We start from the raw sequence: 19,252 nt of genomic DNA, 5'->3' as shown, positions 1-19,252 counted from the left end.
ACATAGATTATTGTATAGCAAGTGATTATTAGACAGAATTTGTAGAAATGCATAAAAACATTGTAATAACTTTAGCAGTCGGATACAGATTTCTAGAAAAGTCAAACAACAATCAACGCCGTATGTTCCAAGCCATTCCAAATCTTTTTAAAGAAATTTCGATCTTTCTTATAACGATAAATACGATAACCCAGATAAAAAGAAAAGAGAAAATTCTCTTAGCCATTTTCCATCAATGATAATTCCCAAATAATCCTTATCTTTGCGCATCATAAGTTTGCAACTTAAAATAAACTATATACGTATATGGAAAAAAAATTCAAACGAACAACCGTTACATCAGCTCTACCATATGCTAACGGTCCGGTTCATATCGGACATCTGGCTGGAGTTTATGTACCAGCGGACATCTATGTGCGCTACCTGCGCCTGAAAAAAGAAGATGTTTTATTTATCGGAGGATCGGATGAACACGGAGTACCTATCACTATCCGTGCAAAAAAAGAAGGAGTCACTCCGCAAGATATCGTAGACCGCTACCACACACTGATCCGCGACTCATTCAAAGAGTTCGGAATTTCGTTTGACGTGTATGGACGTACCTCTTCTAAAATTCATCATGATACCGCATCTGACTTCTTCCGTAAGCTGTACGATAAAAATGAATTTATCGAAAAGACTTCCATGCAGTATTACGACGAAGAAGCTCATACATTCCTTGCAGACCGTTATATCACTGGAGAATGCCCGCGCTGTCACGCAGAAGGAGCTTATGGCGACCAATGTGAAAAATGTGGAAGTACACTCTCTCCTACTGAACTGATTAACCCGAAAAGTGCAATCAGCGGAAGTCAGCCTGTAATGAAAGAAACTAAACACTGGTATCTGCCACTCGACAAACACGAAAGTTGGTTACGCCAGTGGATCCTGGAAGATCATAAAGAATGGCGTCCGAATGTATATGGACAATGTAAGAGCTGGCTGGATATGGGCCTTCAACCACGTGCCGTAAGCCGTGACTTGGACTGGGGTATTCCTGTACCGGTAGAAGGAGCCGACGGTAAAGTGCTTTATGTATGGTTCGATGCTCCCATCGGATATATTTCAAATACCAAAGAATTATTGCCTGACTCATGGGAAAAATGGTGGAAGGATCCGGAAACACGTCTTATCCACTTCATCGGAAAAGATAATATCGTATTCCACTGCATCGTATTCCCGGCTATGCTGAAAGCAGAGGGTAGCTATATCTTGCCTGACAACGTTCCAGCCAATGAATTCCTGAATCTGGAAGGTGACAAGATTTCAACATCACGCAACTGGGCAGTATGGTTGCACGAATATCTGCAAGATTTCCCAGGAAAGCAGGATGTATTGCGTTATGTTCTGACAGCCAATGCTCCAGAAACAAAAGATAACGACTTTACATGGAAAGATTTCCAGGCTCGCAACAATAATGAACTGGTAGCTGTATACGGAAACTTCGTAAACCGTGCGATGGTACTTACTAACAAGTACTTCGATGGTAAAGTTCCTGCTTGTGGTGAATTGAATGATTACGACCGTGATACACTGAAAGAATTTGCTGACGTAAAAGCAGAAGTAGAAAAACTGTTGAATGTCTTTAAGTTCCGTGATGCACAGAAAGAAGCAATGAATCTGGCACGTATCGGAAACAAGTATCTTGCCGATACAGAACCTTGGAAGCTTGCCAAGACAGATATGAACCGTGTTGCTACTATTTTGAACATTTCATTGCAGTTGGTTGCTAACCTGGCAATTGCTTTCGAACCGTTCCTGCCTTTCAGCAGTGAAAAGTTACGTCATATGCTGAATATGGAAAGTTTTGAATGGGAACAACTGGGACGTACCGACTTGTTATCAGAAGGTCATCAGCTCAACAAGCCTGAATTGCTATTCGAAAAAATAGAAGACGAAACAATTCAAGCACAAGTAGACAAATTGCTTGCAACTAAAAAGGCAAACGAAGAAGCTAATTATAAAGCTAATCCAATCAAGCCAACCATTGCATTCGAAGAATTTGAAAAACTTGATATCCGAGTAGGAACTGTATTGGAATGTGAAGTAGTTCCTAAAATGAAGAAACTGCTGAAGTTCAAGATTGCCGACGGTCTGGAGAACCGTACAATCGTGAGCGGCATTGCCCAGCACTACAAACCGGAAGAACTGATAGGTAAGCAAGTCTTATTTATTGCTAACCTTGCTCCACGTCAGTTTAAGAACGGACTGGTCAGTGAAGGTATGATTCTTTCTGCCGAAAACTTCGATGGCTCGCTTGCCGTAACTTCAGTATTGAAAGAAGTAAAACCAGGAAGTGAAGTGAAATAATTCTTCCTTCTGCAATATTAGTAAGCGGAGAATCTCAAATCCTCAAAACTTGAGATTCTTCGCTTTCATTACCACTACACCTATCCACACTAAAACGCTTGTAACACATGCCCGAACAATCACTTAAAGAAAAAACCGCCAAAGGACTTCTGTGGGGTGCGATCAACAACGGAGTTCAGCAAATTCTTGTTCTTGCTTTTGGCATTATTTTAGGGCGATTGCTTTCTCCATCCGAATACGGTATGGTAGGTATGCTTACAATATTTACCCTGATTGGTAACTCGCTACAAGAAAGCGGATTTCGTGCCGCATTGGTTAATCTGAAGGAAATCAGGCATGAGGACTATAACGCTGTATTCTGGTGCAGCACGTTTATCGGAATAGCAGCATACCTGATTTTATTCTTCTGTGCCCCGTTAATAGCTCGTTTTTACGGAGAGCCGGAATTATTGCCATTATCCCGTTATTGCTTTCTCGCCATACCGATAGCCAGCTTAGGAACCGTACAAGGAGCATATCTCTTCCGCAATCTGAAAGTACGACAGCAAGCCATATCAGGAATACTCGCACACATCATATCAGGATGTCTGGGAGTCACATTAGCCTTTTATGGGTTTTCTTATTGGGGTATCGTCACTCAAAGCCTTACTTACCTGATAGTTGTAACTCTCTGCTCCTGGCATTTTTCATCATGGCGTCCAACATTGCATATCGATTTCAGTCCGCTGAAACCTCTTTTTTCATTCAGCAGCAAAATTTTGATAACTAACATTGCCAATCAGATAAACAACAACATCCTATCGGTTGTACTAGGTAAATTCTTTACTTCGCAATCAGTCGGAAACTATAATCAGGCCAATAAATGGAATGCAACAGGGCATCAGTTTATCACAGGCATGCTAAACAGTGTGGCACAACCTATATTAGTAAAGGTGCGCGACGACCAGGAACGAGAATTACGGGTTTTCCGGAAAATACTCCGGTTCGTAGCTTTCATAGCTTTCCCTGCCATGTTTGGCTTATCAACGGTTACACGTGAACTTATTCTTATCACGGTAGGAGAAAAATGGACAGGCAGTATTTCTCTGATGCAACTATTATGCATAGGAGGAGCTTTCATCCCTATCAGCACACTGTTTTCAAATCTTATTATCAGTCAAGGGAAATCAAACATCTATATGTGGAATATCATATCACAAGTAGTTCTACAGCTGATAACAGTACTCTGCATCATCATGATGAAAGGCAGTATACAAACAATGGTGATAGTTTATGTATGTATCAATATCATATGGCTGTTTGTCTGGCGCACCTATGCCCATCGATTCATCGGTCTTAAGTTTCGTATGCTCATGTCCGACTTGCTTCCTTTCATGTTACCAGCTATTATTGCCTGCTGTATTGGAGGAATAGCAGCTTCATTGATTGGAGGACATATCATTGTGACTTTTATCATTAAGATATTAGTAGCTGCAATCTGTTACATGGGAATTATGAAACTAAGCAATGCAGAAATCATGCATGAATGTATCAATTACTTGCTAAAGAAAAAAGTATCATGAAAGGTAAACTGTATATCGTCAGTGCTCCGCGATTTATCTTCGACGGACTCACTCCCGACAGGCAAGAGAGAATCGTATATCTTCCCGACTTTTTAAGTTTCCCGAAAACTCGCTTCAAGCAACTGACAAGAGCATTACTTGTCGGACGTATACACTTGCCTAAGAAAATACTATATACCTGGTTTCAGAAAGAATATCTGGACCAGATGCTTCAGACCAAAGCAGGTGATGCCATTCTGATATATGAGGGATGTAATGTAAATGTATTGAAGGCAATCCGTTCTTTAATACCATCCGGAGTAACATGCCATATTTATTATTGCAATCCGATTCATACTACGTTCAAAAATCCATCAGAAGATTTAAAGAAAATACAGCAACTGGGATATGAACTCAGTACATTCGATCCGAAAGATGCAGAACGGTACAATATAAAATTCGCCAACCAGTATTTCAGATATCCGGCAGAAGATATACCAGAAGAACCTGCTTCCGACTGTTTTTTCTGTGGCTTAGCTAAAAACCGCATCCATGAATTACAGGCATTAAAAGAGCTGCTGGAAACAAACGCATTAACATGCAACTTTATTATACCCGAAACAGCTAAAGAAGGAATTTCATATGCAGAATATCTGAAACAACTGTCGCTATCACGCTGCGTGATAGATATTAACCAATCCAATCAAACTGGTCTGACCCGACGGCCGTTAGAAGCTTTGTTTTATAATAAGAAGCTGATAACAAACAATGCAGATATCCGGCGATACAACTTCTATAATCCAAAAAATATATTTATTTTTGGGATAGACTCAACCGAATTTCTCAAAGAGTTCGTAAAAAGTCCTGTTGACAAAATACCCGAACAGATACGACAGCAATACGATATTAATACATGGATTGACCAATATTTACCTTGAAAGCCATGCATACACCAGTTAACTATATAACAACCTGGTTCTACAAAGAATCGAAAGAAGAAGCCAGTTTCTACCCCCAACTGGGACAGAAAGGAAGTTCCTCACTTGTACACTCCATTTACATGCAGATACAAGTACCTTTCTTCGTAACGTTCAAGCATTATAATCCAGATGCCCAATTTATCTTCTTCACCAATTTAAATCAGAAAGAGTTGCCCGACTATCTCATCCGGCTTTTCCATAAACTGAATGTAGAGGTCGTAACATTACCCTATACATGCAAACCACCTAAAGACTGGTATCCGGCATGGCAGAACCAGTTTTACTTGTACGATATTCTGAAGTACATGGACGGCCGGATGCTAGAAAATGATACATTACTCATCAGTGATGCCGATTGCTTGTGCCGTACACCTTTGAATACGCTCTTCGACGCTGTCCGTAAAGATGGAAGTGCACTTTATGAATTCATTACCGACAGAACATACTCCATCAACGGTATTACACTTCCCCAGATGGAAGAGGTATACCAGTCGTGCTACGGCAAGGAGGCAACAAGCTCTATCACGTATTATGGAGGGGAGTTCGTTGCCTTACGCAAAGATATAATCAGCAAAATAAATATCGCTTATCCTCAACTGTGGGCATTCAATCTGGAATACGGAAAACAACATCCGTTCAAGCTGAATGAAGAAGCCCATATATTGAGTTTACTTGCCGAACATTTGAGCATACGAAACACAACGGCAAACCGATATGTGAAACGTATGTGGACTACTCCTCATTTCAACAACGTGCAACCCGGCGACGAAAACTATCCGGTATGGCATTTGCCATATGAGAAAAAGCGGGGATTATACTACCTGTACAGATTGATAGGAGAAAAGAGTGAAATAACAGATGAAGCCGATTTCTGGGAAAAAGCAGGAAAATATACAGGCATTCCTCATATCAGTCTGAAGAAAAAAGTAAAAGACCGTCTTACCACATTATGGATGAAATTCAAATAATTTATCACGATAAACGACCAGCATGATGAAAATCCTGACAATCATTGTTTCATATAATTTCGAAAAATGGATAGAGCGATGTTTAGGCAGCTTGAAAGCATCATCACATCCTACCGATATTATCGTGATAGACAACTGTTCGAATGACCGGACGGTAGAGATTATTAAAACCCAATATACTTATGTAAGACTGATAGAAAACCATGCCAATTTAGGATTCGGCAAGGCTAATAATATCGGCATGCAGCTTGCATTAAAGGAAGGATATGATGCAGTTTTTCTGCTGAACCAAGACGCATGGATAGGAAGTGATACGCTTGCGACACTGGCAGAACAGTCTGTAAAGCATCCTGAGTTTGGCATTCTTTCTCCCGTACATTTAAACGGAAGCGGAGAAGAACTCGACAAAGGGTTTGCTTCATACGCTCAGCTCGCAAGCATCAATAACCTTCCCCACAGACATGAGCCCATATCATGCCCGTTCATCAATGCTGCTTTTTGGTTTATTCCAGTCAGCACTTTACAGCGGACTGGAGGATTTTCTCCTCTCTTCTACCACTACGGAGAAGATAAAGATTATGTAAACCGCCTGCACTTCCATCAATATAAGATAGGCTATATTCCGACCATATATGGTTGTCACGACAGAGAATTCCGCAAAGTTTCTTTCGAAGGATTCTTGCGTGCGGAACGTGTCTATCTGCTTTCAGAATATGCCAATATCAATTATCGCTTCACACAAGCATTTGCTTACGGTATTTTGGCAGGAATCAAGAAACTTACAATAGCCCTTTTAAAAGGACATATCAAATATGCCAAAGGATATGCTTCTACCGTTTTCAGTTTACTCAAACAGAGTAAAGCTGTAATTCAAGTTCGTAAGCAAACCAAACAAATTCACGCCAGTTATCTTTAAACCATGACATACGCACCTATTCTGTTATTCGTCTACAACCGTCCGGAACATACCCGACAGGTTGTTTCTTCTCTGCTACGCAACAAAGAAGCAGCAGACAGCCCTTTATTTATCTATGCCGACCAAAGCCAAAAACCTGAAAGTGATGCTGCTGTACAAGAGGTACGCCGATATATACATAGTATCAGCGGATTTAAAACAATAACCATTATCGAACGTGAAACGAACTGGGGACTTGCACGCAACATCATCGATGGGGTAACAACACAAGTCAATCACTTCGGAAGGGTTATTGTACTGGAAGATGACTTGATAGTAGCTCCCTATTTTCTGAAATTTATGAATGATGCACTAGAGGTTTATAAGGACGAACAGCGGGTGGGACATATTCAGGCATGTGACTTTACAAAAGACATATCACTGCCTGATACTTTCCTTATCAAGTGGACAGGCAGCTGGGGATGGGCAACATGGAGCCGGGCATGGAAGCATTTCAACCCTGACGGCAAAGAACTGCTTGCACAACTGGAAGCACGTAACCTGACACGATACTTCGACTTTAACGGCAATTACCCTTTCACTCGAATGCTACGCCGGCAAATAGAAGGGAAAAATAACTCTTGGGCTATCCGCTGGAACGCCAGCCTTTTTCTAGCTGATATCTTATCGTTGAATGTAGGGAAATCACTGATACAAAATACCGGATTCGACGGAAGTGGAACAAACTGTGGTGGAGGTGGTCTGTACGACTCCACTCTATGGCAACAACCTCTTCCTGTAACACTTATTTCCCCGACAGAAGAAAATCAGACAGCACGAAAGGTATTCGAAAGATACTATCACCAGACAAATTGTTTCTGGGCAAAAGCAATTCGACGTATCAAACGCACGTTAAAGGGAGATTTTGGCGCCTGATTCGGAAGAAAAAAAATAAAATGAATTACCTTTGCACAAAATTCAGGAAGCAATGAGAGTATTAATCATCAATACTTCCGAGCGAATCGGAGGGGCAGCGATAGCGGCAAATCGTTTAATGGAGGCACTCAAAGGCAAAGGTATAAAAGCCAAAATGCTGGTGCGCGACAAACAGACAGATCAGGTTACAGTCGTACCACTGAAAAAATCATGGAGACATATCTGGCAGTTTGTTTGGGAACGTGTAATTATCTGGAAAGCAAACCATTTCAAAAAGCACAACCTTTTTGCTGTTGATATTGCCAGCATGGGAACGGATATCACTTCATTGCCGGAATTTCAGCAAGCCGATGTCATACATTTACATTGGATCAACCAAGGAATGCTTTCGCTGAAAGATATACAGAAAATCATTGATTCCGGAAAACCGGTCGTATGGACCATGCACGATATGTGGCCTATCACGGGCATCTGTCACCACGCACAAGACTGTACAAAGTATCAGACTCAGTGTCATACTTGTCCGTTGCTCTATAAAGGCTCCAAGCACGACCTCTCATATCAGGTTTTCCTGAAAAAACAGAAACTATACAAAAAAGCCAATATAACGTTCGTTGCTTGCAGCCAATGGCTCGAAGAACTTGCCAGACATAGTGTACTGGCTTTGGGACATTCGGTTACCAATATACCTAACCCCATTAATACCAACCTTTTCCGTCCGTTAAACAAAACACAGGTACGTAAGAACCTGAATTTACCGACTGACAAGAAACTACTTTTGTTCAGCTCGATGAAAATAACCGACCCGAAGAAAGGTATAGATTATCTGGTAGAAGCATGCAAGCTGATCCAGCAACAGCATCCTGATTTCTGCAGTTCACTGGGAGTAGTAGTCGTCGGAAAAGAGTCACAACAATATGCCGATCTTTTTCCCTTCCCCATCTATTGCCTGAGTTATGTAGGAAACGAAAAAGAACTGGTAAACATTTACAATGCTGTCGATTTGTTCGTAACACCTTCGCTACAGGAAAATCTGCCTAACACGATTGTAGAAGCAATGTCGTGCGGCATTCCATGTGTAGGATTTAACATTGGCGGCATTCCGCAAATGATTGACCACCTGCACAACGGCTATGTAGCCCAATACAAATCATCAGAAGACCTCGCCAATGGTATATGCTGGTCGCTGAATGAAGGAGATTATGCAAGCCTCAGCGAAGAGGCACGGCGAAAGGCTGTAGATACATATTCAGAACAGATTGTCGCCATGAAATATATCAAGATTTACAACCATATTACAGGGGAAAATGCATAATATCACACATCTGCATCCGAAGTTTTCCATTATTACTGTAACCTATAATGCCGAAAACGTTCTGGAGGATACTATTCAAAGTGTCATAACCCAGACTTATAAAAATGTAGAATATATCATCGTAGACGGCAAATCGACCGACAAGACAATGGAAATAGTCGGCCGATACAAGGAACATATCCATACAGTTGTAAGCGAACGCGATAAAGGATTATATGATGCCATGAACAAAGGCATAGCCTTAGCCACGGGAGATTATGTATGTTTTCTGAATGCCGGCGACGAACTGCATGAAGATGATACCTTACAGTTGATGGTGCATTCACTGGCAGGACTTAACGAACTGCCGGACGTAATATACGGAGAAACAGCCATCGTGGATGAAGAAGGACATTTCTTACGGATGCGGAGACTTTCTGCTCCTGAACAACTTACATGGAAAAGTTTCCGTGAAGGTATGCTGGTCTGTCATCAAGCTTTCTTTGCCCGTCGTGACCGCGCAGTCAAATACGATTTGCACTATCGTTTCTCTGCCGACTTCGACTGGTGCATCCGTATCATGAAACAAAGTAAGATACTTCATAATACTCACCTTACTTTAATAGACTACCTGAACGAAGGGATGACTACACGCAACCACAAGGCATCGCTGAAAGAACGCTTTCGCATTATGTGCAAACACTACGGATATGTATCAACTGTCATGAGACATCTATGGTTTGCATTGCGACTGATACTTCACAAATAATAACGATGTTTCTTTTCATGGTCCAGTAAAAAACACTACATTGCGATACAGAAACTATAAACTTATCGCAATAATGAAACAACTTGTCCTAATTTTGTTCTTTTTATGTACTATATGTACAGAATTATCCGCGCAGAAAAATATCACTAGTCTTAGTCCGACTATCAACATCAAAGGAGTAGTAAAAGAAGATATCAGAGAGATAAAAGCCGGCACTCCTTTTACTCTCCAGCGCTTTGTAAAACTGACACAATACCAACCAAGCGACCCCAATTACCGGCAAGCAGTATTGATTGTCAACGGACAACAACAAGGTGTCGGCCTCAACGATATGTATAAGCTGGAGTTTACTCCTACCGATCCGAACACGTTCTGGTTGGCCGCACAGATCAACTCCAGACTGGTACAGTATTACGAAACCAAAGGACTTCAGGAAACCATGAGAAAAGAAATGGAAAATGAAGCCAACACCTATCTCGACGAGTTGGAAAAAGCAGGAATGATTTATGAGGACGCTGCCATGGAAGACTACGTACACTGTATCATGTTGAGTATGATTCCCAAAGAATTCATAGCCGAACGATATGGAATGCCTTATATACGTATACTGAAATCTCCCAATCCAGATATCTTGATGCTAAGCAATAATTGTATGCTGGTTTCAAGCGGATTGCTTACACTGCTCGATACGGAAGATGAATTATTTGGCATGCTTGCCAGAGAAACAGCACATTATGTTCTCGACCATGCTGTAATAACCGTCAACAAAAATATCAACCGCGCCAATCGGGCTGCCTTCTGGGGTGGTGTAGCCGATGTTGCAGGCCTGGCCATCGAAGCTGCGCTTTACAACAAATATGAAAACTATGTACCAGGAGCTATCTTTACAACCAATGCCATTGTACAGACACTGGTCAATTATGATATATACAACCGCATGGGACTGGATTATTCCAAACAACAGGAAAAGGAGGCCGATGACGTTGCTGTCCAGTTTATGCAATTCATGAAAAAAGATCCTTCCGCACTGATTTCAGCACAGAATAAAATCCTGCAATATTATCTGGAAATAAAGGATAAAAGCGTATTGGAAAAATACGGTATATATAGCAGTCTGGAAGAAAGACTTACCAGATTGCAGAAAAAATACCCACTAAAGGAAACGGGAAAAGATCCTATCTACCTGAAACGTACAAGCGGATTGATCAGCTTCTCTGCAGCCATGATGGAATACAATCGGGATTATATACAGGCCATGAAGTTAGCCCAGAAAAATATAAATAACAAGATGGCTTCATCCGATGACTATGTAGTCATGGCAAAGTGTATCATGAAACAAGATAACAGTGCAGAAAGCAACCTGAACAGTTGGGAAATGCTGAAGAAAGCCGAATCACTGGGTGAGTTTTCTAATGTGAATATCTCAAAACAGAAGATTCTCTTATTGTTGCGCGACAATAAACAAAAAGATGCCGTTGCCGAAGTCAATCAATACATCCAAATGTTGAATGATATCAAACAGACTCCTCATAGCGAAACCGATGAACTATGGCTGGCAAAAGAATACCATTGGGCTACCACGTTGATGAAACAGTTATATATTCTGTAATTCTCTCAAAATAAAAGGATTACTACAAGAGAAAATTCATCAGCATAATAACAAGAAAATATCAGCATGTTTTCCTCCAAACATGCTGATATTTTTTTATTTTTCGTACAAATATTTTTCAGAAGAAAAGGAAGAGTTTTCAGAGAGCTCTTCGAGAGAAAATAATATGCCCTTTACTTCTTTATACAAACTCAATAGTATAAAAAGTAAAGGGCATATCTTATGTTAGTCTGACAAACATTTATATCAGACAAGCGGTGTCATACTTATTCTTTTCTTCGTTTACGAAGCTGCAAGACGACAGCAATAACTGCTACAACAGCCAATATTCCCAAAGCAACAAACGCAACAGTTTCGGTAACATGCAATGATTTCGGATCGAAAACAAAACGTACTGTATGTTTACCGGCCGGAACATTCATTGCACGAAGAATATAGTCGGCACGTCCGTGAACTGTTTCCTTATCGTCTATGTAAGATTCCCAACCCGGATAATAGATTTCAGAAAATACTATTACTCCACCCTTCTGAGAATTAACTTCATAAACCAGTTCATTCGGTTCATAACTTTTCAGAACAACTGTACTCAAGCTGTCTTTTCCTGCTCCCGAATCTTTTACAGCTTCGGCAAAGCGTTTGTCTACTACAGCCACTTTGGCAGGATCAATCTGATGAATAGCCTCTACTTCTTCGTTGGCATTGTTCACATACTGAACCTTATCTACAAACCAAGCGTTGCCCAAGGCATACGGATTGAATATAGGAGCTGTAGAACCACCCTGAAGCGGGAAAATAAAGTAACGGGTATTCAACATGTTCAGTACAGGGAAATGAACGGGATCTACCTTTGTCATATCTCCACCTGCTGCCGGAAGTTCTTTAAACAAGGCAGTCATTTCACCCTGGATATGCTCTTCTATCATTTCCTGATAACGGCGCAACTTGGCTGCGTGATAACCTCCGATACTCTTATGCCAGTACGAAGTCTGGTTTTCATTAAATGTATTGCTAGCCAGATTCAGTACACGATAATCGAGTGTCTTGTCTTCCAGAATCTTCTTATCCGTTTCCGAAGGTTGCAGGAAAGGCTGCATCTCTGTTCCTTTAGCCACAAACTGTTCGTCGTACAAATAACGCTTATTCACGCTCCACATATCTACCAGACACAATATAGTCAGCGTAGCGACAAGCAACCCGGCTTTCAGTTTTCCGGCACAATAAGCCCAAAGTAATGCCACACCAATCAATATGATAACAAAACTTCTCCAAGCATCCGACGTAAAGATAGCTACACGCATATCTTCCAGGTTCATCAGGATCGGAGCAAGCTGTTCTGCCGGAATAGCGTTTTGCAAAGCGCTCATTTCCATGCTCGAAACATACGACGGGAAGAATACACGCGGAGCAACAGCAAACAACAAGGCCAGTCCGCCTGTCAATCCCAGACTGATATAAAAAGCTTTTGCTTTTTCTTTTAATACAGAAGGATGTTCAATCACTTCCTTCAATGCCATGATAGCCAACAACGGAATGGTAAATTCTGCTATTACAAGAATAGATGATACAGCACGGAACTTATTGTACATCGGGATATAATCGATAAAGAAATCGGTCAGTCCCATGAAATTCTTTCCCCACGATAGTAAAATAGAGAACAGTGTACCGCCCAGCAAAGCCCATTTCATCGGACCTTTTACTATAAAGCAGCCCATAATAAACAGGAACATTACGAAAGCTCCCACATATACCGGTCCCGAAGTTCCAGGCTGTTCACCCCAGTACTGCCCTATCTGACTGTACAGTCCCATGTATGTCGGATCTGCTTTCTTCATAGCCGTTTCATTCTGTGAAAGAGGAACAGATGCCCCACCCTTTACATTAGGAACAAGCAATGAAAAAGTTTCTCCTATACCATAGCTCCACTGAGTAATATAATCACGCTCCAGTCCACTTCCGGTCTGATTGGCAGAGTGTTCTTTTACCAGTTCACTCTTTCCGCGCATACTTTCCTTACTGTACTGATATGTATGATATATATTCGACAGATTCACACATATTCCCAATATTCCGGCAACAACCAATACTCCAGTCGATTTCAAGAATTGCGGAAAACGTTTCTCCTTCCATGCCGAAACACCATAGGCTATTGCAATGAACAGCATGACAAAAAGGAAATAGTAAGTCATCTGCACATGGTTTGACACGATTTGTAAAGCAACAAACAATGCAGTCAGCAAACCACCCCACAAATATTTTCCTCTATATATCAAAACCATACCTGCGATAGTAGGCGGTATATAAGCAAGCGTTACAAACTTCCAGATATGTCCGGCAGCAATAATAATAAAGAAATAAGAAGAAAAAGCCCAGATAATAGCTCCCAGAGCAGATAGCCAGACTTTAAAATTGAATGCACGAAGCAGGATGTAAAAACCCAGCAGCATGATAAAAATATATCCGGCATAGGTAGGAAGAAACAGCCGGTAGATTTCCTGAACAAAGTTCAATGTACGACTCGACTCATATCCCGGAGCCAGCTGATAAGTCGGCATACCGCTAAACAATGAGTTTGTCCATCGGGTAGCCTTACCATGCTTTTCATAGTATTCCTGATGTTCTCTTCCCGCTCCGATACCTGCTACAGCATCATGTTGTGCCAGGATACGTCCCTCGGTAATAGCCGGAAAGAAATAGGCGACTGATATAATTGCAAAGAGTACAATCGCCACAATATCAGGGACAAGTTTCTTTAATTGATTCATACAGAAATAGTTTATTAATTAATGTTTTCAGGCAGCAAAGATAACACAATAGTCCATGAAAAATAGTAACTTTGCCATCGAAAATCATAAAAATAATATGAAAATAGGAATCATAACCGCCATGTCTTCAGAGCAGAAGCAACTGGCAAACCAACTGAGAGACAAGACAGAATGTACCAAAGGTCCCTTTAACTACATTGAAGGAACAATCAAGAACAATACAATCATACTGATGCAATGCGGTATCGGTAAAGTAAATGCTGCCGCCGGAGCAGTAGAGCTTATCCGCAATTTTGAACCTGACTGCATTATCAGTACAGGAGTAGCCGGAGGCATTGATTCTTGCCTTAAAGTCATGGATGTAGTAGCAAGCCGACAGATTGTGTATCACGATGTATGGTGTGGCGAAGGAAATGCTTACGGACAAATTCAAGGACTTCCGACTTTTTTCGACGGTAATGAAACACTTTACGACTGTGCTCTGTCGCTTGATACAGAAACAGCCATCCACGGTGGACTAATCTGTAGCGGTGATAAGTTCATTACAGATCGCAGTGAACTGGAAACAATCAAGGGAAACTTCCCCGAAGGTCTTGCAGTAGACATGGAATCTGCTGCGATTGCCCAAGTTTGCTACCTGTACAAAGTACCTTTCATCAGCTTCCGCATTATCAGTGACACTCCGGGAGCAGACAAACATTTCGAACAGTACCAGAATTTCTGGGGAGAAATGGCCGACCGTTCATTCCATGTTACTGAAACATTCTTAAAGGCTTTGCCAAACAAATTATAATAAAAGACAAGAAGATTATGAAGAAAATCCCAAGTTTTACTGTCGATCATATCCGTCTGTTACGCGGTATTTATGTATCACGCAAAGATACGGTAGGAAACGAAATCGTAACAACATTCGATATCCGTATGAAGGAGCCGAACCGTGAGCCTTGCCTCAGTCCATCGGCCATCCACACCATGGAACATCTGGCTGCAACTTTCCTGCGCAATCATCCTGTATGGGCCGACAAAATTATCTACTGGGGCCCGATGGGTTGCCTTACTGGCAACTATCTGGTTGTAAAAGGTGATCTTGAATCGAAAGATATCCTTCCATTGATGCAGGAAACCTTCCGCTTCATTGCCGGTTATGAAGGTGATGTACCCGGAGCCAGCGCTAAAGATTGTGGCAACTATCTGATGATGAATCTTCCGATGGCCCGCTGGGAAGCTGCAAAATATCTTCACGAAGTATTAGAGAATATTACCGAAGCACAACTTCAGTATCCGGAATAAAATAGATAATAAAAAAAGAAACTCCCTTATATTTGATCATTAATGATAATATACAATCAAATATAAGGGAGTTTTTAGTTACCTAATTTAAGAAGAAACTCAAATTAGGTAACTAGAAGGTTTAATTAGCCCACCAGCGCGGATCTCCAGCAACACCTTCACCGTCAAATTTCAGTTCTGGTTTAAAACGGAAATCACCATTGGTAGGATCGATAAACAGATCATCGCTTGTGTATTCCAAACTAATGGCATCATTAAATTCTCTCCTATCAATTACCATATCAGATGTCACATAACAACCAGCATAACTTAGCCAACCGGAATAATCACTATTACCTGAATTAACTTTACTTCCTCCATTAGGACCAGAGAAAATACAATTAGTGATAGTAATCATCTTAGGTTGCTTTTCTAAACGGAACATCTTAGGAATACCTGTTTCATTATTATAAAAGGTACAGTTAGAGAACTCAAATTCAGATAAAGCTACACGCAGGTCAATAATCTGATTGCCGATTTCCCATAATGTACAGTCTGTTATAGAAATGGAACTTAACGTTCCAGCTTTCCCTATATTCAATAAACCATATCCACTTAAGCCAATATTCTTTAATATACAATTATCAATATTTATACTTTCAGCCATTGCGTCATTAGAATTCATTCGAATAATGCTACGAGGAACTTCACGAACTGTACATCCAGTAAAACTGATATTCGTAAAGCAATTACCATTACCTATTTCGACAAGGAATTGTGATCCTCCATTACTTAATACATCCATATACTGAACATAGAAGTTACCCATTGGAGCAGAGAAAGTAAACTTACTCATTTCCAAAACAGGATTTATTCCATTCACAATATTACCTGATAAATAAATATTCTTGATTCCTTCAGGAATAATTATTTCATCAGCCTTGTAAACCAACCCTCCCTCAAAAGCAAGAGTCACATCTACAGGTGCTTCAACTGTACCAGCAACGTTAGCTAAAACCATATTAATATCATCTTGAGGAGTGACATTAATCAAGGTTGAAGTAGATGAGCCTAAAGTTCGGAAAGTATACGTGCCTCGTAAGATTCCATCATTTAATATTTGAGCAATATAATTAGTTCCAATTTGCAAATCAGAGATAACTAATTGCCCATTCTGTAATTCGGTATCTGTCAATTGATGATCTTCAATCCAAAGAGTATCCGTATCAAGTTCAGGTTCATCATTTTGTATTAATTGGCCATACTTAATATTTGTTGCTTCCTTTTCAATATCCCACTGCAATGTAGCACTAGTAATTCCTGGAACAACCTTAGTAAAGATTTGCTCAGCAGGTGTATCAAAGCAAAGAGCTGTCCATCCAGACTCTTTACCAGTAAGATCATCCACACCTTTCACTCTAATTGAATAACGGCTAGTACCATGAAGATCTTCAAATAATAAACGATATTCGGTAGCTGTTACTGTACTTTCCTCTTTATAAGCGGTCAGTGTATCAACTAATGCCGTTTCAGTACGTACAATATTATTAAAAAGAAGGCTGTCTCCCTCACTAAATTCAAATACATATTTGGTAGCATCTATAACCCCTGTAAAACTAACAATTACAGATGTAGGCCTTTCCTCCACTATATCAAAATGAATAGGACGATACATATTATCATAATTCGGGTCATATCCCCAGTTATTAGGGTCTTCACAAGAAACAATCAAAAGATTGAGCAGGCCCAATAAAATCAATAACCTATTTAGTTTCATAATTCTCAATTTTAATAAAACAAGTATCAATATCCATACGAATTGGACAAACATCCATTCGATTTATAAACATCTTCATAATAAATAGGATAAAGATGGCGATAATTACATTTGCCATTTCCCATCTGACTTATATTCTTTAAAATATAATCTTGAATCTGTGCTCCCCATTGTAGTTCTTGTAACAATCCAGTATAATCATAGGATGCACGTAATCCAGATGCACAAGCACACACTTTAGCTGAGTTCTGAATTAAAGTTTTTGCTGCACTCTCATCTTTGCGTTCCCAATAGTTTCCGGGGAACCAGCGTATTTCTCGATAAATCTTAGGATTCGGATTGGCATTTCGATTCATATAGAAATTAACAGAAGACCAGTCAATAAGCTCACCATTTAAATTGCTTCCTTCATAAGTATAATATAATACTTGCGGAAAATCACTTGGGTTATAAGTTTTATCAAAAATCTGCACGGTCTTTGTACCATCCATCATATATAGCATAGCCTTCTTCATATCTTCGATTTTACTATCCAATAATCCCCAACGTACTAAATCTAATTTACGGATACCTTCACCTCCAAATTCCCAAGCACGTTCATTAACTATGGCTTCAAAGAAATCTGAATCATATGATGAAACTTGTGGAGAATCAGCTCCAAATGCACGTTGACGTACAGCTTCCAAAGCCTGACGAGGACTGATTCCGGCTACTGAATTTATCATATCGGCACTACCATTCAATGCATAACCAGCTTCCGCAAACATTAACAGCACATCAGAATAGCGCATAATAATCCAATTTATACCGGTCGGAGTTCGACTAGTTGCAGTAGCTGCAATACTGCGGTAAGTGTCAGAAGTCCACCAAAAACTCCATTTACCTAAACGCACATTCATTATATCATTATTCATTATTTCACGGTTGCCACCATCCACATCCGAATCTTTTTTATAAGTAGGCCAATAACATGCATAGTCACGACGCTTATCAGCTCTATCGAATGAATAGAAATAATAAGCATTCGTACTTACATAAGTACCACCGAATCCACGTTGTCCATAACCTATATTTCCATCCATGGCACGTCCCATCAGTGTTCCTATATCCCCACTATATCCAACACCATTAGCAACTTCAAATAAATTCTCGTTATATGCATTATAATCTAACCCACAAACTGTTTTCCATATATCTCCATAATCGGGGTCCAATGCATGAGGATTCTCTGGATCTGCAATCAACTCTGCACACTGCTGCTCAGCAATTTCATAATAATCACGCCAGTTTTTAGGACGTCCTACATAAAAACCGTTTGTTTCTTCCATCCCAGGATTACCTTCAATGTTAGGATAATGTTCTACATTCGTATCATCAAAAGCATTTCCATCACGTACAGACCAACCACCTGCAAACAAAGCAATACGTGCCAATAAACCTTTTGCAAAACCTTTAGTTACACGTTCACTATTATAATCTGAAGTTCCCATCCAAGGCAAATAGTTTATCGCTTCTTTCATTTCTTTTATTATACAAGAATAGATACTGTCACGATCAGTCTTTCCCATATACACATTCGAAAGATCAGAATTAGACATACCTTCTTTATAAGGAACATCTCCATAGCGACGTACCAATTCAAAATAAGCTAATGAACGCAGCACCAAGGCCTCACCTAAATATCCCTGTAAAGTCTTAGATTCAGATAACTTAGTAGATTTACGTAAACCATCAACTGTAGTACTTGCTAATTCTGCCATTTTAAAAATACCTTCCCATTTTGTATTTTCCAAATACCAATTACACCAATAATTAGCAATACCATTATCTGCCCCTGCAGTAGAAGGATCTTTTTGATAGCCACTAGCCAATTCTATATCAGAGACACCTTGCCAATTGACAGACATTTTTTGTCCGTACACATAACTATCACACAGTTGAGAATAAATACCCATTATAGCTGACCGTGTCATACCCTCATTCTCATAAATAACCTCTCCTGTCTGTTCCGACAAAGATTCTGTATCTAGGAAATCACTACATGAAGCCATACACAGGCATCCAAATAGTAATATTATTGATTTATATTTTTTCATTATTCTA

14 protein-coding genes are annotated in these 19,252 nt (G+C 40.2%); 11 read left to right on the top strand and 3 right to left on the bottom strand.

Annotation, left to right across the window (positions count from 1 at the left end):
* The first annotated feature begins 306 nt into the window (after nt 1-306).
* The 9 genes from metG (at nt 307) to ACDG22_RS03550 (ending at nt 11,341) form a co-directional block, all read left to right on the top strand.
* A complete protein-coding gene (gene metG / locus ACDG22_RS03590) occupies nt 307-2,349 on the top strand; it encodes a methionine--tRNA ligase (RefSeq protein WP_007566160.1) in 2,043 nt (680 codons plus the stop codon).
* Nucleotides 2,350-2,456: 107 nt separating this feature from the next.
* Nucleotides 2,457-3,911 (top strand): lipopolysaccharide biosynthesis protein, encoded by a 1,455-nt coding sequence (locus ACDG22_RS03585; RefSeq protein ID WP_270243147.1) that lies wholly within the window; start codon nt 2,457-2,459, stop codon nt 3,909-3,911.
* Nucleotides 3,908-4,828: a hypothetical protein gene (locus tag ACDG22_RS03580; RefSeq protein ID WP_148315645.1), complete on the top strand. Its 921-nt coding sequence runs from the start codon at nt 3,908-3,910 to the stop codon at nt 4,826-4,828. Before ACDG22_RS03585 ends, ACDG22_RS03580 begins: the two co-directional genes overlap by 4 nt.
* 5 nt (nt 4,829-4,833) lie before the next feature.
* Nucleotides 4,834-5,838, top strand: a complete 1,005-nt coding sequence (locus tag ACDG22_RS03575) for a hypothetical protein (protein WP_177593078.1) — start codon at nt 4,834-4,836, stop codon at nt 5,836-5,838.
* Nucleotides 5,839-5,860: 22 nt separating this feature from the next.
* The gene (locus ACDG22_RS03570; RefSeq protein WP_220445403.1) at nt 5,861-6,754 is read left to right on the top strand and encodes a glycosyltransferase family 2 protein; all 894 of its coding nucleotides are present in this window, start codon (nt 5,861-5,863) and stop codon (nt 6,752-6,754) included.
* Between the two features lie 3 nt (nt 6,755-6,757).
* Entirely contained in the window at nt 6,758-7,669 is a 912-nt protein-coding gene (locus ACDG22_RS03565) for a glycosyltransferase (protein ID WP_270212184.1), read from the top strand.
* Between the two features lie 52 nt (nt 7,670-7,721).
* Nucleotides 7,722-8,984: a glycosyltransferase family 4 protein gene (locus ACDG22_RS03560; protein ID WP_278676730.1), complete on the top strand. Its 1,263-nt coding sequence runs from the start codon at nt 7,722-7,724 to the stop codon at nt 8,982-8,984.
* Nucleotides 8,977-9,732 carry a glycosyltransferase family 2 protein gene (locus ACDG22_RS03555; protein ID WP_007566146.1) on the top strand — a complete coding sequence of 252 codons (756 nt, stop codon included), beginning with the start codon at nt 8,977-8,979 and terminating at the stop codon, nt 9,730-9,732. Before ACDG22_RS03560 ends, ACDG22_RS03555 begins: the two co-directional genes overlap by 8 nt.
* Before the next feature lie 73 nt (nt 9,733-9,805).
* Entirely contained in the window at nt 9,806-11,341 is a 1,536-nt protein-coding gene (locus ACDG22_RS03550; protein WP_022125779.1) for a M48 family metalloprotease, read from the top strand.
* 266 nt (nt 11,342-11,607) lie between these two features.
* Here the strand turns inward: ACDG22_RS03550 and ACDG22_RS03545 are convergent, their stop codons facing one another.
* Complete coding sequence (locus tag ACDG22_RS03545) at nt 11,608-14,103, bottom strand: hypothetical protein (protein ID WP_370858777.1); 2,496 nt, start codon at nt 14,101-14,103, stop codon at nt 11,608-11,610.
* A 97-nt stretch (nt 14,104-14,200) separates the two neighbouring features.
* On the opposite strand from ACDG22_RS03545, the gene ACDG22_RS03540 reads away from it, so the two are divergent.
* Nucleotides 14,201-14,896, top strand: coding sequence for a 5'-methylthioadenosine/adenosylhomocysteine nucleosidase (locus ACDG22_RS03540; RefSeq protein WP_040311757.1), 696 nt, complete (start codon nt 14,201-14,203; stop codon nt 14,894-14,896).
* 17 nt (nt 14,897-14,913) lie between these two features.
* Nucleotides 14,914-15,393: an S-ribosylhomocysteine lyase gene (locus ACDG22_RS03535; protein ID WP_007566136.1), complete on the top strand. Its 480-nt coding sequence runs from the start codon at nt 14,914-14,916 to the stop codon at nt 15,391-15,393.
* A gap of 121 nt (nt 15,394-15,514) precedes the next feature.
* Here the strand turns inward: ACDG22_RS03535 and ACDG22_RS03530 are convergent, their stop codons facing one another.
* Both ACDG22_RS03530 and ACDG22_RS03525 read right to left on the bottom strand, forming a co-directional pair.
* Nucleotides 15,515-17,149, bottom strand: a complete 1,635-nt coding sequence (locus ACDG22_RS03530) for a DUF5123 domain-containing protein (protein ID WP_370858776.1) — start codon at nt 17,147-17,149, stop codon at nt 15,515-15,517.
* A 26-nt stretch (nt 17,150-17,175) separates the two neighbouring features.
* The gene (locus tag ACDG22_RS03525) at nt 17,176-19,245 is read right to left on the bottom strand and encodes a RagB/SusD family nutrient uptake outer membrane protein (protein WP_370858775.1); all 2,070 of its coding nucleotides are present in this window, start codon (nt 19,243-19,245) and stop codon (nt 17,176-17,178) included.
* Between the last annotated feature and the right edge of the window lie 7 nt (nt 19,246-19,252).

This window comes from Phocaeicola coprocola (assembly GCF_041333015.1).
GTDB classification, from domain to species: Bacteria; Bacteroidota; Bacteroidia; order Bacteroidales; family Bacteroidaceae; genus Phocaeicola; species Phocaeicola coprocola.
This window is presented reverse-complemented; position numbering and strand designations above follow the sequence as displayed.